We start from the raw sequence: 16,518 nt of genomic DNA on the forward strand, positions 1-16,518 counted from the left end.
GACGGCCACGTATAATCGCCGGATGCCAGACACCGCCTCCCGCACCGACCTTCCCACCGCCTTGCGCACCACCCAGCTGCCGCGCCCGATCCGGCCGCTGCCGGACCAGCTCATCAGCCAGATTGCCGCCGGTGAAGTGGTGGAACGCCCGGCCTCGGTGGTCAAGGAGCTGCTCGAAAACGCACTCGATGCCGGCGCCACGCAGCTTGGCATCCGGCTGGAGGAAGGCGGCGTGCGGCGCATCGTCATCACCGACAACGGCTGCGGCATCCCTGCCGCCGAGTTGCCGGTGGCGCTGATGCGTCACGCCACCAGCAAGATTGCCTCGCTCGATGAGCTGGAATCGGTGCTGACGCTGGGCTTCCGCGGCGAGGCGCTGGCCTCGATCGCGTCGGTTTCCCAGCTGGCGCTGACCAGCCGGACCGCGGCCGATGCCCATGCCACGCAGGTCAGTGCCGATACCGGCACGGTGCAACCCGCTTCCGGCGGGGTCGGCACCACGGTCGACGTGCAGCACCTCTACTTCAACACGCCGGCGCGCCGAAAGTTCCTCAAATCGGAACAAACCGAACTGGGCCATTGCCTGGAGATGGTCCGGCGCGTGGCGCTGGCGCGGCCCGACGTGACCATCTCGGTCCACCACAACGGCAAGCCGCTGGAGCACTGGAACGCCGGCGACGTCGCCACCCGTACCGCGCAGGTGCTGGGCAGCGACTTTGCCAAGGCGCGGCTACCGCTGGACGAGCAGGCCGACACGCTGCACCTGTACGGTTTTGCCGGCCTGCCCACTGCCTCGCGCGGGCGCCCGGACCAGCAGTACTTCTTTGTCAACGGCCGCTTCGTGCGCGACAAGCTGCTCAACCACGCGGTGCGCAGCGCCTACCAGGACGTGCTGCACGGCGACCGCTTCCCCTCCTATGTGGTTTGCCTGGACCTGCCGCCGGAGATGGTCGACGTCAACGTGCACCCGTCCAAGATCGAAGTGCGCTTTCGCGAATCGCGCGCCGTGCACCAGTTTGTCTATCACGCGGTGCAGCGCTGCCTGGCGCGGCAGGCCGGCGAGAACGGCGACAGCTTGCACACCGACAGCGACGGCGAGATAAGCGAGCCGCCGGGCGGTTTCGCTCCTGCCGGCGCACGCGATGCCCGGCCCGGCTACTCGGGCGGTAGCGGTGGCGGCCAGTGGATCAACTACTCGGCGGCACGCCAGACCGAACTCGGCATCGCCCAGCCGCGCCAGGCCTACCTGGGCATGGTGCGCGATGCCACGGCGCCGGCCGCACGTCCGTATGGCGCGTTCCCTGGCGCCTCGGCGCAGCCCCCGGCCTGGCTTGCCGATGCGCAAGCGGCGCGAGCCGACGATCCGCCCAGCCTGCTGGACCGGTTGCCGCCCGCGGGGCGCAGCGATCCGGGCGCGCCGGAAGATGCCCCCGACGACCACCCGCTCGGCTACGCCATCGCCCAGCTGCACGGCATCTACGTGCTGGCGCAGAATGCGCGTGGCCTGGTGCTGGTGGACATGCACGCCGCACACGAACGCATCCTGTACGAGCAGATCAAGGCCGGCCTGGACGCGCGCGACCTGGCCGTGCAGCCGCTGCTGATCCCGGTCACGCTGCCCGCCAGCCCGATCGAGATCGGCGTGGCCGAGGAACACCAGGGGACGCTGACGCTGCTCGGCTTCGATATCGCGCCGGTGTCGCCCACCACGCTGGCGGTTCGCGCCGTGCCCGCGCTGCTGCAACAGGCCGATGCCGAGGCGCTGGCGCGCGACGTGCTGCGCGACCTGCACGCCTTTGGCGGCTCGCGCGTGCTGGCCGAGCGGCGCAATGAGCTGCTGGCCACGCTGGCCTGCCACAGCGCGGTGCGCGCCAACCGCAAGCTCACCGTCGAGGAAATGAACGCGCTGCTGCGCCAGATGGAGCAGACCGAGCGCGCCGACCAGTGCAACCACGGCCGCCCCACCTGGGTGCAACTGACCGTGACCGAGCTGGACCGGCTGTTCCTGCGCGGGCAGTAAGCCGCCTGCCACGCCCTCTCAAACACACCCCATTCGATGTCCGCCGTACCCCAAGATCCCGCCACGCATCCGCCCGTGGTCTGCCTGCTCGGCCCCACCGCCTCCGGCAAGACCGCGGCCGCGCTAGCGCTGGCCGCCGAGGCGCCGGTGGAGATCATCAGCCTGGACTCGGCACTGGTGTATCGCGAGATGGATATCGGCACGGCCAAGCCCACGCGCGAAGAACTGGCCGCCGCGCCGCACCACCTGATCGACATCATCGACCCGGCCAACAGCTACTCGGCCGCGCAATTCGTCACCGATGCCGAACGCCTGATTGGCGAGATCCGCGCCCGCGGCCATGTGCCGCTGATCGTCGGCGGCACCATGCTCTACTACAAAGCGCTGACGCAGGGCCTCAACGACCTGCCGCAGGCCGACGCCGCGCTGCGCGCGGAGCTGGACCAGCTCGCCGCCGAGCGCGGCTGGCCGGCACTGCATGCGATGCTGGCGGAGGTCGACCCGGTCACCGCGGCGCGGCTCGCGCCCAACGATGCGCAGCGCATCCAGCGCGCGCTGGAGATCCACCGCCTGTCGGGCCAGCCGATGTCGGCGCTGCTGGCGCGCCAGGCCGAAGGCCGCACCTTTGCCGGCGCGGCGGACCAGCGCTACCGCGTGATCGCGCTGGAGCCGTCGGACCGGCTGGCGCTGCATGCGCGCATCGCCCAGCGCTATGACGCGATGCTGGCCGGCGGCTTTATCGAAGAAGTCGAGCGGCTGCGCGCCCGCGGCGACCTGCATCCGGGGCTGCCGTCGATCCGCTGCGTGGGCTACCGGCAGGTGTGGGAATACCTGGATGGCGAATCCGACTTTGCCACCATGCGCGAGCGCGGCATCGCCGCCACGCGCCAGCTGTGCAAGCGGCAACTGACGTGGCTGCGCAGCACGCCCGAGCGGCTGGTGGTGGACTGCCTGGCGCCCGGCTACGTGGACCAGGTGCGCAGGCTGGCGGACCTGCATTGACGGCGATGCAAGCCGAGTGATGCTCAGGCGATAATCGCAGTCTGTTCACTGCTGCGCAAACACCGAGCATGTCCAAGCCCGCCTTCACCATCCGCCCCGCCACCGCCGCTGACAGCGAAACGCTGTTCAACCTGATCCTGGCCCTGGCCGAGTACGAGAAGCTGACCCATATCGTCGAAGCCACGCCGCAGAAGATCCAGGACGCGCTCTTCGGCGCCACGCCGCATGCCGAGGCCGTGCTGGTCGACGTCGAGTCCGAAGGCGGCCGCCAGGCGGTGGGCTTCGCCCTCTTCTTCCACAACTTCTCGACCTTCCTGGCCAAGCCCGGCCTGTACCTGGAAGACCTGTACGTCGACCCGGCCTGGCGCGGCCATGGCCTGGGCAAGGCGCTGCTCAAGCACCTGGCCGCGCTGGCGGTCACGCGCGGCTGCGGCCGCTTCGAATGGTCGGTGCTGGACTGGAACCAGCCGTCGATCGACTTCTACCAGGCCATGGGCGCCGACGTGCTGCCCGACTGGCGCATCTGCCGTGTGACGGGCGAAGCGCTGGCGAAGCTGGGCACTGCAAAGTAATACGGCGCGCAGCAACCGGTCCACCGCCGGTGTTATACACTTGACGGCATGCCGCCATACAATAGTGGCACCGAATGTCTTTTTTCCGGGCCGTCAACGCTAACCGCCATGCCACGAACCAAAGCCGACCAACCCGCCGTTGCTGTCTCCGACGGTGCGAATGAAACCGACGCAGACAATGCGCGCGGCGCGTCGGTGGAGGAAATCGCCGACCGCATCCTGACCGCGATCTGGGAGCACCGGCTGCCCCCGGGCACCAAGCTGGTCGAGGAAAAGCTGGGCGGCGTGTTCGGCGTGAGCCGCACCAAGGTACGGCTGGCCTTCGGCAAGCTGGCGCATGAGGGCGTGCTGACGGTGCATCCCAACCGCGGCACCTTCGTCTCCAGCCCGAGCGTGGCCGAAGCGCGCCAGGTGCTGCACTCGCGCCGCCTGCTGGAGCCCGCGCTGGTGCGCGACCTGGCCGGCGCAATCGGCAAGCCCGGGCTGCGCGCGCTGCGCGACACCACGCGCGAGGAAGCGCAGGCGCGCGACAGCAACGACCGGCGCGCCATCATCCGGCTCTCGGGCGAATTCCACTGCCGGCTGGCGGAAATGACGGGCAACCAGTACCTGGGCAAGTACATGCGCGAGCTGTGCTCGCTGACCTGCCTGATCATCGCGCTCTATGACGCGCCGGGCGTGCCGTCATGCCCGCACCATGAACACGACGATATCGTCGATGCGCTGGAGGCCGGCGACGGGGATCGCGCCGCGCAGCTGATGGCCGAGCATCTCGGGCATGTCGAGAGCACGCTGCGGCTGCAGGCGCCGGACGAGGAAAAGGTCGACCTGGAAGCGGTGTTCGCCGCGGTCTGAGCCGCGGCCAGTGGGAAGGCGCTTAGCGGTGCTCGATGCGCGCCGCCAACGCGTCCGGCAAACCCAGCGTGGGCTTGGCATCCGGGCGCCGGAACGTGCCCGCGGTAGCCTTGCGCGGCTGGAGCGCGACCAGCGCCTCGGCCTGCTTGACGGCGGCGGCCATCTGGTCGACCACTGGCACCGGGATGCGGTCGCGCACGCGCGCGGCCAGGCCCGCCAGCGGTGCGCCCGCCAGGATCACCACGTCGGCCTCATCCTCCACCACCGCGCGGTTGGCCAGTTCCACCAGCACCGCCTCCTTCTCCTCCTGCACGTCCGACACTGAGGCAAAGCTGCCGTCGAGCATGCGGATGCCGGCCAGCCGGCCGCGCAGGCCGTGCATGTCCACGCACTCCTCGTACCAGGGCCCGAGCGCCCGCGCGAAGGTGACGATGGCAAAGCGCCGCCCCAGCATGCAGGCCGACAGCATGGCCGCCTCGGCCATGCCTACCACCGGCAGGTCGAACAGTTCGCGCGCGCCCATCAGGCCGGGGTCGCCGAAGGCGGCGATGATGGCGGCGTCGAACTGGCCGTGGTGCTCGGCCAGCATTTCCAGCGCGATGGCGCCGCCGATCTGGGCCTCGGCACGCGTGGCGATATAGGGGACGCCGCGGCTGGCGGTCAGCGGCACCAGTTCGGTACCGGGCGCAGCCACGGCGGTGGCGGCGTGCATCAGCCGATCGGTGATGCCCTCGCTAGTATTGGGGTTGAGAACGAGGATTCGCATATCGGTTATCCGGCAGGATTGAGCAGCGGCGCCAGCAGGCTTTCGGCCAGCCGGGCGGCGGCCAGCACGCTGCGGTCGGCGCCGCGCGGGCCGGCGATCTGCAGGCCCACCGGCAGGCCGTCGCGGCCGCTGCCGCAAGGCACCGAGATCGCCGGTGCCAGCGCGTGGTTGAAGAATGGGGTGAACACCGCGTGGGCGCGCGGTTCCACCGCGACGCCGCCGATGCGTTCCGGCCCGAGCCGGTCGTTGCGCCAGGCCACGCATGGCGTGGTCGGGCACAGCAGCAGGTCGTAGCGGGTAAAGAACCCGGCCACCGTCAGCGCGATCTGGTGGCTGGCTTCGCGGGCACGCGCCACGTCGGCGCCGCTCCAGGCCAGCCCGCGTTCGATCTGGCGCGCGATATCGGGATCGAACACATCGGGGTCGCGGCGCCATGGCTCGCCATAGAGATTGGCCAGGCCCACGTGCTGCAGCGGCATCAGCGCGGCCTCGTCGGCGCCGGCGGGCCATACCGGGTCGGCGCGCTCGACGCTCAGGCCGGCCGCCTGCAGCCGGACCACGGCCTGCTCGAACGCTTGCGCGACATCGTCGTCGACCGGCGTATCCAGGCCCAGGCGCGGGCTGATTGCGATCCTCAGCGTATGCAGCGGCCGCGCGGCGCCCGGCGTGAACCCGAGCGTATCGGGATCGCGCGCATCGGCACCGGCCAGCACCTCGAACATCAGCTTCGCATCGGCCACCGTGCGCGTGATCGGCGCAATCACCTGGATGCCGTTGAAGGCATGGGGAAAGCCGACCGAGTCGGGGATCGCGCCGTAGGAAGGCTTGAAGCCGACCACGCCGGCATGCGCGGGCGGGCGCCGGCTGGAGCCGCCGCCATCGGTGCCCAGCGCCAGCGGCGCCATGCCGGCGGCAACCGCCACCGCGCAGCCGCCCGACGAACCGCCGGCGGTGAGCGTGGCATCGAGCGGATGGTGCGTCAGGCCATAGACCTTGTTGGTGGTCAGGCCCTTGCAGGCGAACTCGGAGGTATTGCCCATGCCGAGCACGATCGCGCCCGCCTGGCGCAGGCGCTCGACGGCAATGGCATCGGCCGGCGCGACAAAGTCGCGGTACAGCTGCGAGCCCTGCGTGACGCGGCGGCCCTGGCTCCAGATCACGTCCTTGACGATCACCGGCACGCCTGCCAGCAGCGGGCGTTCGCCCTGTGCCAGGCGCGCGCGCAGTTGCGCGAGGTCGGCGTCGACCAGGTCCTGGCGTTGTTCGAAGACGGCGTTCAACTGGTCGTTGCGCGCCGCGATGCGGGCCTGGAAGGCAGCAACCACCTCGGCGGGGTCGAGGCGGCCGGCGACAACGCGGCCCGCGATGGTGGCAGCGTCCAGGCGGTTGGTGAGTTCCATATTGGCAGTGTCGGTCAAAGCTTCAGCAAGGCAAAGGCGGTCTTTACAAGCTGCCGCCGGAAGTCCGGTAGCGCGGCCGCGCCATTTCCGGCAACGCGCACGGCAGGAACTGCCCGTGGCCGGCCTCGGCGCGCACCTCGCCCTCGTGCGCCACCACCTTGCCGCGCACTAGCGTGGTCACTGGCCAGCCAGTCACGCGCAGGCCTTCGTAAGGGGTGTAGTCGACCGCATGGTGCAGGTCGGCGTTGCGGATCACCACCTCGCGCTGCGGGTCCCAGATCGCCAGGTCGGCATCGGCGCCGATGGCGATGGTGCCCTTGCGCGGATGCAGGCCGTACAGCTTGGCGGGATTGGTCGAGGTCAGCGCGACAAACTGATTGACCGAAATGCGCCCGCCATTCACCCCGGCGGAGAAAAGCAGCGGCAGCCGCGTTTCCAGCCCCGGGATGCCATTCGGGATGTACTGGAACGGCACCTCCTTGCCGCCGGGCATCTTGCCCTGCGGGTCCTCGTAGCGGAACGGTGCGTGATCGGACGAAAAGATCGTGAACAGGCCATCGCCCAGGCCGTCCCAGATCACCTCCTGGTTGCTGCGGTCGCGCGGCGGCGGGCTGCACACGCACTTGGCGCCGTGGTAGCCGGGCTGGTCGAGGTCGTCGGCGGTCAGGAACAGGTACTGCGGGCAGGTCTCGGCAAAGATCTTCATGCCGCGGTTGCGCGCCCAGCGGATCTGCTCGACCGCTTCCTTGCCTGACACATGCACGATCAGGATCGGCACGTCGACCAGTTCCGAGAAGGTGATGGCACGGTGCGTGGCCTCGCGCTCGATCGCCATCGGCCGGGCCAGCGCGTGGAAACGGGGGGCGGTATTGCCCGCCGACTCCAGCTTTTCGGTCAGCCAGGCGATGCAGTCGGAGTTCTCGGCATGCACCATCACCAGCGCGCCTTCCTGCCGGGCCACCGACAGCACCTCGAGAATCTCGCGGTCGTTCAGCTTGAGGTCGTCGTAGGTCATGTAGACCTTGAACGAGGAATAGCCCTCGCGGATCAGCCCCGGCAACTCGTCGCGCAGCACCGCCTCGGTGGGATCGGCCACGATCAGGTGGAAGGCGTAGTCGACCACCGCCTTGCCGTCGGCGCGGCGGTGGTAGTCGCTGACCGCGGCGCGCAGCGAATGGCCCTTCTCCTGCGCGGCGAACGGGATCACGGTAGTGGTCCCGCCGCACGCCGCCGAGATCGACCCGGTGCGGAAGTCGTCGGCCATCTTGAGGCCGTCCGGCATCGGCTGGTCCAGGTGGCAGTGCGCATCGACGCCGCCCGGCAGCACCAGCTTGCCGCTGGCGTCGATGGTCTGAGCGGCCTCGCCCAGGTCATGGCCGAGCTGCACGATGCGGCCGCCGGCGATGCCGATATCGCACTGCATGGTGTCGCTGGCGGTCACCACGGTGCCGTTGCGGATGATCAGGTCGAACTGTTTCACGATACTGCTCACGAGAGGATTGGTACTACCGCACTCAGCGGTCCGCGTCGGACAGGTGCATGCGATTGGTTTCACGCGCGGCAGCCGCGGCGACTGCGATCAGCGCGCACACCACCGCCAGGTAGATCGCCACCGGCGCAGTGCTGCCAAAGCGGTCGAGCAGGCCGATCGCGATCAGCGGAGCCAGCGCGCCACCGAACACGCCGGCAAACTGGAAGCCGAGCGAGGCACCAGTCACGCGCACCCGGGTGGCGAACAACTCCGGCAGGAACGACGCCAGCGGCGAGAACATGAACGACACCAGCACCATGCCGACGAACGAAGCCAGCATGATCAGCGCCGGGCTGCCCGTCTTGACCAGCGTGAAGAAGACAAAGGCCCACACCGCACCGCCGATGCCGCCGATCATCAGCACCGGGCGGCGCCCGATGCGGTCGGCCAGGAAACCTGCCACCGGGATAAACAGGATCTGCGCCACCGCGCCCAGCAGCACGGCATTGAGCGCGATGCTCTTGGGCAGGCCCAGCTTGGTCGGCACGAAATACAGCAGGAACAGCGTGAACACGTAGAAGGCGATATCGCCGCCCAGCCGCGCGCCGAAGGCGATCAGCAGCTGCTTCTTGTAGTTGCGCAGCACTTCCATGATCGGCGCGCGCGCTTCGGCGTGCGATTCCTCCAGCTTCTCGAACATGCCGGATTCACGCACATTGGAGCGGATGTAGAGGCCGACGCCGACCAGCAGCGCCGACAGCAGGAACGGCACGCGCCAGCCCCAGCTCAGGAACGCTTCTTCCGACACCTGCCAGGTCACCAGCGCGAATACGCCGTTGGCCAGCAGCAGCCCGATTGGCGCCGCCAGCTGCACCAGGCTGCCGAGGATGCCGCGCCGCTTACCTTCAGGGTCTAGCTCGTTGACCATGATCGCGGCCCCGCCCCACTCGCCGCCCAGCGCCAGGCCCTGCACCACGCGCAGCAGCACCAGCAGCACCGGCGCCAGCGCGCCGGCGGCGGCATAGGTCGGCAACAGGCCGATGCCGAAGGTGGCCAGGCCCATCATCAGCAGCGTGATGATGAGGATGGACTTGCGGCCCATCTTGTCGCCGAAGTGGCCGAAGATCGCCGCGCCCAGCGGCCGCGCCACGAAGGCCACGCCGTAGCTGGCAAAGGACAGCAGCGTCGCGGTCAGCGGGTCGCTCTGCGGGAAGAACAGCTTGGGGAAGACCAGCGCGGCGGCCGATCCGTAGATGAAGTGGTCGTAGAACTCGAGCGTGGTGCCGGCGAGGCTCGCCCCGGCAACACGCGCGACGGATTGCTTCTGGGGCGACGCGCCTTTTGCCGCGGCGTCGATGCTGACTGCTTGCATGGTGGATCCTCCAATGGTCCTGGCCTGCCCCTGGCGTGCCGGTGGGTCCCCACGTCGCGCCAAGGCGTTGTCTCCGGACGCGGCATGCGTGTGCCGCGTCTTTGCTCAGTACATTAGGCGATAAACCGCCATACAATCAAGATAAATATTGTTTGTCAGATTTGGTGCAGATGCATGCTGGGTTTTGGTGCGATGCACGAAAACGGGCCTCGCGCGCGGGAAACGGCACATCGATCCCCGATATGCCTTGCAGACGCCGCTTCGGGCACTGGCGTGGGTGTATTGGATCGGGATAAACCCTTAAATGACGGACGATGAACGAAAAAAACGGCGCATGCCCAAGGCATGCGCCGTTCTTGCGGAAAACCGTCGCTACGTCAGACTACGATGGTCTGCGCCTCGCCCTCGGCGCGTTCGCGGATCTCGCCGATCTGCCACACGGCCTCGCCGGCTGCCTGCAGGTGGCGGATGGCGCGTTCTGCGTCTTCCTTCGCCACGATCACCACCATGCCAATGCCGCAGTTGAACACGCGGTGCATTTCATCGTCGGCCACGCGGCCCTGCGCCTGCAGCCACTGGAACAGCGGCGGCAGCGTCCAGGCGTCGCGCTTGAGCACGGCGGTGACGTTCTGCGCCAGCACGCGCGGCACGTTCTCGGTCAGGCCGCCGCCGGTGATATGGGCCATGCCCTTGACCGGCAGCGTCTCGATCAGCGACAGCAGCGGCTTCACGTAGATGCGCGTGGGCGCCATGATGGCGTCCTGCAGGCGCTGGCCGTGGAAGTCGGCGTTCAGGTCCGGCTTGGCCACCTCGATGATCTTGCGCACCAGCGAGTAGCCGTTGGAGTGCGCGCCCGACGAAGCCAGGCCCAGCACCACGTCGCCCGGGGTGATGGTGCTGCCGTCGATGATCTTCTTCTTTTCGACCGCGCCGACCGCAAAGCCGGCCAGGTCGTATTCGCCGTCCGGGTACATGCTCGGCATCTCGGCGGTTTCGCCGCCGATCAGCGCGCAGCCGGCCAGTTCGCAACCGCGGGCGATGCCCTGGATCACGGTGGCGGCGGTGTCCACGTCCAGCTTGCCGCAGGCAAAGTAGTCGAGGAAGAACAGCGGCTCGGCGCCCTGCACCAGGATGTCGTTGACGCTCATCGCGACCAGGTCCTGGCCGACGGTGTCGTGGCGGTTGAGCTGGAAGGCCAGCTTGAGCTTGGTGCCCACGCCGTCGGTGCCGGACACCAGCACCGGCTCCTGGTATTTCTTCGACAGCTCGAACAGCGCACCGAACCCGCCGATGCCCGCCATCACGCCTTCGCGCATGGTGCGCTTGGCGAACGGCTTGATGCGGTCGACCAGCGCGTCGCCGGCATCGATGTCAACACCGGCGTCGCGGTAGGAAAGGCCTGCCTGGCCGGCGGTCGGGGATGCGCTCATGGGAACCTGCTTGTCCTGGAGGAAATAAAGTGAGGAATTCGGCCCTCGGGCCAGCACAGCTTCCGTCGTTTGGCATCGGAAGGCGGGCGCGAGTCCAGTAGAATCGCAATTTTAACGGATAGAGGCCCCCGGCTTCCAGTTTCCGGCCACATTCGCGCCGCAAACCCGCCAAGTCGCCCAGGCACCTCGCCCAAACCCCTATTGATGAATGCCCCGCTGCTGAACCAAGAGACCAAACGCATCCTGCTCTGGATCGCAGTGACCATTGCGCTGTTCGCCGCCATCATCGCGCTGGCGCCGGTGCTGACGCCGTTCCTGTTCGCGTTCATCTTCGCCTATATCCTGAACCCCGGGGTGGACTGGCTGCAACGCCGCCGGATCCCGCGCGCGGTCGGTGTGACGCTGATGATCCTGCTGCTGACGGTGATCTTCGTGATGCTGGTGCTGCTGCTGATCGCGGTACTCCAGCGCGAGATCCCGCAGATCCGCGAACAGTTGCCGATCCTGCTGAAGAAACTCAACTCCGTGGTCTCGCCGCGGCTGGCGGAGTTCGGCGTGCGCATCCGCTTTGACTTCCCGGGCCTGCGCAACATGCTGTCGGACCACTTCTCGGCCAGCCCGGAAGACCTGCTGGTGGTGCTGCTGAACTATGTCAAGATGTCAGGCTCGGCGCTGATTACCGTGGCCGGCATCATCTTTATCGTGCCGATCGTCATGTTCTACCTGATGATGGACTGGCACATGGTGATGCGCCGCATCGAGGGCGTGGTGCCGCGCCGCTGGGTGCCCAAGGTGCGCGAGCTGACCAACGAGACCGACGCGCTGCTGTCGCAATACCTGCGCGGCCAGATCCTGGTGATGGTGATCCTGGCGGCGATCTATTCGATCGGCCTGACCGTTGCCGGCTTCGAAATCGGCGTGCCGGTGGGGGTCTTCACCGGGCTGGCGGTGTTTATCCCGTATATCGGCTTTGGCATCGGGCTGGTCATGGCGATCGTGGCCGCGCTGCTGCAATTCGGAAACTGGTACGGGCTGGCCGCGGTGGCGGTAGTCTATGGCTTCGGCCAGTTTATCGAGAGCTTCTACCTGACGCCGCGCCTGGTGGGCGAGCGCATCGGGCTGCACCCGCTGGTGGTGATCTTCGCGCTGCTTGCCTTCGGCCAGCTGTTCGGCTTCTTCGGCGTGCTGCTGGCACTGCCGACCTGTGCCGTGCTGCTGGTCGGGGCGCGGCAGCTGCGGCGGATTTACCTGGCCAGCGACCTGTACCGAAAATAACGGCTGCCCCGCCCGTCACCCGCAAGTTAGCCATACGTCATGTTCCCGCGTCCCAAGCAACTTTCGCTCGAGCTGGGCAGCCCGCCGCCTTCGACTTTCGAGAATTTCGTGGTGGCGTCCAACCGCGAGTCGGTGCAGCGCCTGCAAGCGCTGCCCGCTGCGGTCGCGCAGGAGCGCGCCACCGACCGGCTGGTCTACCTGTGGGGCGAGGTCGGCTGCGGCCGCACCCACCTGTTGCACGCCGTGTGCGAGGCCGCGCCCCAGCACGGCATCCGCAGCCGCTACCTGAGCCCGCACCATCCGCTGTCCGACTTCCTGTTCGATCCCTGGTGCCAGCTCTATACCGTGGATGACGTCGAGCTGCTGGACGAGGCGCGCCAGATCGCGGTGTTCTCGCTCTACAACGAGGTGCGCGCCCACGTTCGCACCGCGCTGGTGGTCGCCGGCGGGCTGGCCCCCCGCGCGATGCCGGTGCGCGAAGACCTGCGTACGCGCCTGGGCTGGGGCCTGGTGTACCAGGTCGCGCCACTGTCGGACGACGACAAGAAGGCCGCTGTGCTGCAAGCGGCACGCGAACGCGGCCTGCAGCTCTCGCCCGAGATCACCCACTGGCTGGTGACCCGCCACTACCGCGACATGCCGAGCCTGATGGCGCTGCTGGACGCGCTCGATACCTACTCGCTGGAACGCAAGCGGCCGGTCACGCTGCCGCTGCTGCGCGAAATGTTCGCTGAATTCCGGGATTAGCCGGGACTAACCCCTGGCGCCAGGCCCCAAGCCGCGCCCGGGGTTAGTCCTGCCCGACTCCCTTCACGCCTTAAGGTAAAATCGCCGCCCATGAATCTGGCACTCTTTGACCTCGACCACACCCTGATCCCGACCGACAGCGACCATGAATGGGGCCGCTTCCTGGTCCGCCTGGGCGTCGTCGACGAGGAAACCTACCGGCAGAAGAACGACGAGTTCTATGGCCACTACAAGGCCGGCACCCTCGATATCCAGGCCTTCCTGCGCTTTGCGCTGGCGCCGCTGGCGGCCAACCCGAGAGACCGGCTCGACGCCATGCGCGCGCGCTTCATGCACGAGGTGATCGATCCCGTGATCACCCCGCAAGCCCGCGCGCTGGTCTACAAGCACATCGAGGCCGGCGACCTGTGCGCCGTGGTGACCGCCACCAACAGCTTCGTCACCGCGCCGATTACCGCGGCATTCGGCATCAAGCACCTGATCGCCACCGAGCCCGCCACCATCGACGGCAAGCCGGAAAGCCAGTTCACCGGCGAAGTCCACGGCGTGCCCAGCTTCCGCGAAGGCAAGATCACCCGCGTCGAATCCTGGCTGAAGAGCCAGGGCGCGCAGTGGAACCACTTCGAAAAGACCACCTTCTACAGCGACTCGGCCAACGACCTGCCCCTGCTGGAAAAAGTCTCCGAGCCGATCGCCACCAACCCGGACGATCGCCTGCGCCACCACGCCGCCGCGGCAGGCTGGCGCATCATGGATCTGTTCTGACGTGATCAAGAAGCTCATTACCCGGCTGCTGGGCAAACCCGGCCCCAAGCTGCGCCGCACTGGCCGCGCCCATACGCCGCGCATCGTCGGCGCCGACGAACACCAGATCGACCCGACGCTGCTGTCTCGCAATGCCGTCAAGGTCACATCCACGCTGCAGCAGGCCGGCTACCAGGCGTTTATCGTCGGCGGCGCGGTGCGCGACCTGCTGCTCGGCATCAAGCCCAAGGATTTCGACGTGGCGACCAACGCCACGCCCGACCAGGTGCAGGCGCTGTTCCGGCGCTCGCGCATCATCGGCCGCCGCTTCCAGATCGTGCACGTGACCTTCTACGGCGGGCGCGAGCAGGAAATCATCGAAGTCTCGACCTTCCGCGCGCTGGTCGACGCCATCGCCAGCGAAACGCTGCCCGAAGGCCGCCGCCTGAAGCGCGCCGAGCTCGACAGCAAGACCCATGCGATCGACGCCTCGGGCCGCGTGCTGCGCGACAACGTGTGGGGCTCGCAGGCTGAAGACGCGGAACGCCGCGACTTCACCATCAACGCGATGTACTACGACCCGGCCGCGCAGACCGTGCATGACTACCATCACGGCATGGAAGACATCCGCGCGCGCACGCTGCGCATGATCGGCGACCCGGTCACGCGCTACCGTGAAGACCCGATACGGATGCTGCGCGTGGTGCGCTTTGCCGCCAAGACCGGTTTCGACATCGACGAGGCCACGCGCCACCCGATCGCCGGCCTGGCCTCGCTGATCCACAACGTGCCCAGCGCGCGTCTGTTCGACGAGATGCTCAAGCTGCTGATGTCCGGCCACGCCTGGGCCTCGCTGCAGGAGTTGCGCAAGGCGGGCCTGCACAAGGGCCTGCTGCCGCTGCTGGACGTGGCGCTGGAGCAGCCGATGGGCCAGCGCTTTGTGCAGCTGGCGCTGGACAACACCGACCGCCGCGTGCAGGCCGGCAAGCCGGTTTCGCCCGGCTTTCTCTTTGCCGCGCTGCTCTGGCACCACGTGCTGCAGCGCTGGAACAAGCTGCGCGACGAGGGCGAGCACGCCATCGCCGCGCTCAACGCCGCCATGGATTCGGTGTTGGAAAAGCAGACCGGCCAGCTCGCGATCCAGCGCCGCTTTGTCACCGACATGCGCGATATCTGGGGCATGCAGCCGCGCTTCGAGAAGCGCGTGGGCCGCATGCCGTTCCGGCTGCTGGAATCGCCGCGCTTCCGCGCCGGTTTCGACTTCCTGCAGCTGCGCTGCCAGTCTGGCGAGCTGCCGGAAGAGCTGGCCACCTGGTGGCAGGACTTCCAGGACGCCGACCCGGGCGAGCGCGAAGGCCTGATCGAGGCGGCGCGCGGCGCACGCGGCCCGGGTGGCGAGGGCGGCCAGGGTGCCGAGGGCGAGGGCCCTGCGCGCAAGAAGCGCCGCCGACGCAGTCCGCGGAAATCGGATAAAGTTTCTTCCCGGAGCGACTCGGACGCGGGCGAGGCAGCACATGCCGGCCCCGGCCAGCCGGAGGAAACGTAAATGACTCTCGCCTTCATCGGCATCGGCGCCAATCTTGGCGATGCCCGCCAGGCTATCAAGGACGCCATCGTGTGCCTGGCCCAGCAGGTCGGCATCACGGTGTTGGCGCGTTCCTCGCTCTATCGCACCGCGCCGGTCGATGCCGGCGGCGACGACTACTACAACGCGGTGGTCAAGGTGCAGACCTCGTTCACCGCGACGCAGCTGCTGCGCATCTGCCACCACATCGAAGACCAGTTCGGCCGCGAGCGCCCGTTCCGCAACGCGCCGCGCACGCTCGACCTGGACCTGCTGCTGTTCGGCGACGAGCAGCACGACGACGAACACCTGACCGTGCCGCACCCGCGCATGACCGAGCGTGCTTTCACGCTGGTGCCGCTGCTGGAGCTGGACGCCGCGCTGTCCATCCCCGGCCGCGGCCCCGCCGCCGACTTCCTGGCTGGCGTTGGCGCACAGCGCATCGAGAAGGTTTCCACCTGCAAGTGCCTGCGCATGCAGGCCGCCGCCGGCAATGCCGGCACCCCCGGCTGAACGCGCACGGCGGCACCAGCCACCCCCACTAGCCTGAAGCGCCATGCTCGATCACCTGCGCCGCATCGTCGTCGAAGGCCCCGTCGGGTCCGGCAAGACCTCGCTGGCCCAGCGCCTGGCGCGCACGCTGCACGCGGGCGAGCTGCCCGACTGCGCGCGCCGGAGCCCCTTCCTCGAACCCTTCTACCGCGATCCCGCACGCCATGCGCTGGCAATGCAGCTGTGGTGCCTGACACAGCGCGCCGTCCAGCTGCAGCAGTGGCAGGCGGCGCTGCTGGCCGGCCAGCGCATGGTCACCAACTTCCTGATCGCCAGGGACCGGCTGCACGCGGCGCTGACGCTGTCCGAGGACGAGCTGGCACTCTACGACGCCATCGCCGCGCGCTTCAGCCTGCCGCCGCAGCGCGCCGACCTGGTCATCATGCTGCAGGCCACGCCATCGCTCTTGCGCGAGCGCATCGTGCGCCGCGGCGAGCCCGGCGAGGCCGGCATCGATGAAAACTACCTGCAGCGCCTGACTGACGCCTACGGTGAACTGTTCCACCGCTACGACGAGGCGCCCGTGCTGATCGTCGACACCGCCCATTTCAATCCGGTGGACAATGACGACGATTTCCGTACACTACTGTCGCGCATCGAAAATATGCGCGGCCGCAAGGCCTTCCTGAATCTTGCTGCGCCCTGACAGGCCACGCCTGCCAGACACAACACAATAACGACGGCAGTCGTTGCCCTGCAGGGTCGCCCGGCGCCCGCAGCGCAGCAACGGCACAACCAGCCGTCACAT

General features: G+C 68.2%; 15 protein-coding genes. 10 read left to right on the forward strand and 5 right to left on the reverse strand.

Annotation, left to right across the window (positions count from 1 at the left end):
- Positions 1–22: 22 nt before the first annotated feature.
- From mutL to AC10V3_RS17120, 4 genes are all read left to right on the forward strand, one after another.
- Complete coding sequence (gene mutL / locus AC10V3_RS17105; protein WP_022536493.1) at positions 23–2,020, forward strand: DNA mismatch repair endonuclease MutL; 1,998 nt, start codon at positions 23–25, stop codon at positions 2,018–2,020.
- Between the two features lie 36 nt (positions 2,021–2,056).
- Positions 2,057–3,022 carry a tRNA (adenosine(37)-N6)-dimethylallyltransferase MiaA gene (miaA, locus tag AC10V3_RS17110; protein ID WP_022536494.1) on the forward strand — a complete coding sequence of 322 codons (966 nt, stop codon included), beginning with the start codon at positions 2,057–2,059 and terminating at the stop codon, positions 3,020–3,022.
- 68 nt (positions 3,023–3,090) lie between these two features.
- Positions 3,091–3,594, forward strand: a complete 504-nt coding sequence (locus AC10V3_RS17115) for a GNAT family N-acetyltransferase (protein ID WP_454752410.1) — start codon at positions 3,091–3,093, stop codon at positions 3,592–3,594.
- A 108-nt stretch (positions 3,595–3,702) separates the two neighbouring features.
- Complete coding sequence (locus AC10V3_RS17120) at positions 3,703–4,449, forward strand: GntR family transcriptional regulator (RefSeq protein WP_454752411.1); 747 nt, start codon at positions 3,703–3,705, stop codon at positions 4,447–4,449.
- 22 nt (positions 4,450–4,471) lie between these two features.
- Here the strand turns inward: AC10V3_RS17120 and AC10V3_RS17125 are convergent, their stop codons facing one another.
- The 5 genes from AC10V3_RS17125 to purM form a co-directional block, all read right to left on the reverse strand.
- Positions 4,472–5,215 carry an aspartate/glutamate racemase family protein gene (locus AC10V3_RS17125; RefSeq protein WP_022536497.1) on the reverse strand — a complete coding sequence of 248 codons (744 nt, stop codon included), beginning with the start codon at positions 5,213–5,215 and terminating at the stop codon, positions 4,472–4,474.
- A 5-nt stretch (positions 5,216–5,220) separates the two neighbouring features.
- Positions 5,221–6,615: an amidase gene (locus AC10V3_RS17130; RefSeq protein ID WP_454752412.1), complete on the reverse strand. Its 1,395-nt coding sequence runs from the start codon at positions 6,613–6,615 to the stop codon at positions 5,221–5,223.
- Between the two features lie 43 nt (positions 6,616–6,658).
- The gene (gene hydA / locus AC10V3_RS17135) at positions 6,659–8,095 is read right to left on the reverse strand and encodes a dihydropyrimidinase (RefSeq protein WP_041681149.1); all 1,437 of its coding nucleotides are present in this window, start codon (positions 8,093–8,095) and stop codon (positions 6,659–6,661) included.
- 34 nt (positions 8,096–8,129) lie between these two features.
- Positions 8,130–9,458 carry an MFS transporter gene (locus AC10V3_RS17140; protein WP_022536500.1) on the reverse strand — a complete coding sequence of 443 codons (1,329 nt, stop codon included), beginning with the start codon at positions 9,456–9,458 and terminating at the stop codon, positions 8,130–8,132.
- A gap of 377 nt (positions 9,459–9,835) precedes the next feature.
- Positions 9,836–10,888, reverse strand: coding sequence for a phosphoribosylformylglycinamidine cyclo-ligase (purM, locus tag AC10V3_RS17145; protein WP_022536501.1), 1,053 nt, complete (start codon positions 10,886–10,888; stop codon positions 9,836–9,838).
- Positions 10,889–11,092: 204 nt separating this feature from the next.
- Between purM and AC10V3_RS17150 the strand changes: the two genes are divergently transcribed.
- The 6 genes from AC10V3_RS17150 to AC10V3_RS17175 all read left to right on the forward strand — a co-directional run bounded on the left by AC10V3_RS17150 (position 11,093) and on the right by AC10V3_RS17175 (position 16,416).
- Complete coding sequence (locus tag AC10V3_RS17150; protein ID WP_022536502.1) at positions 11,093–12,163, forward strand: AI-2E family transporter; 1,071 nt, start codon at positions 11,093–11,095, stop codon at positions 12,161–12,163.
- Between the two features lie 39 nt (positions 12,164–12,202).
- Positions 12,203–12,910 carry a DnaA regulatory inactivator Hda gene (gene hda / locus AC10V3_RS17155; RefSeq protein WP_022536503.1) on the forward strand — a complete coding sequence of 236 codons (708 nt, stop codon included), beginning with the start codon at positions 12,203–12,205 and terminating at the stop codon, positions 12,908–12,910.
- 90 nt (positions 12,911–13,000) lie between these two features.
- On the forward strand, positions 13,001–13,675 hold the full coding sequence (locus tag AC10V3_RS17160; protein ID WP_022536504.1) for a histidinol-phosphatase: 675 nt from the start codon (positions 13,001–13,003) through the stop codon (positions 13,673–13,675).
- A 1-nt stretch (position 13,676) separates the two neighbouring features.
- Complete coding sequence (gene pcnB / locus AC10V3_RS17165; RefSeq protein WP_022536505.1) at positions 13,677–15,200, forward strand: polynucleotide adenylyltransferase PcnB; 1,524 nt, start codon at positions 13,677–13,679, stop codon at positions 15,198–15,200.
- Entirely contained in the window at positions 15,201–15,731 is a 531-nt protein-coding gene (folK, locus tag AC10V3_RS17170) for a 2-amino-4-hydroxy-6-hydroxymethyldihydropteridine diphosphokinase (RefSeq protein WP_022536506.1), read from the forward strand. It begins immediately after the preceding gene.
- A gap of 43 nt (positions 15,732–15,774) precedes the next feature.
- On the forward strand, positions 15,775–16,416 hold the full coding sequence (locus AC10V3_RS17175; protein ID WP_022536507.1) for a deoxynucleoside kinase: 642 nt from the start codon (positions 15,775–15,777) through the stop codon (positions 16,414–16,416).
- The last annotated feature ends 102 nt before the right edge of the window (positions 16,417–16,518 follow it).

Source organism: Cupriavidus sp. PB-02, assembly GCF_058252315.1.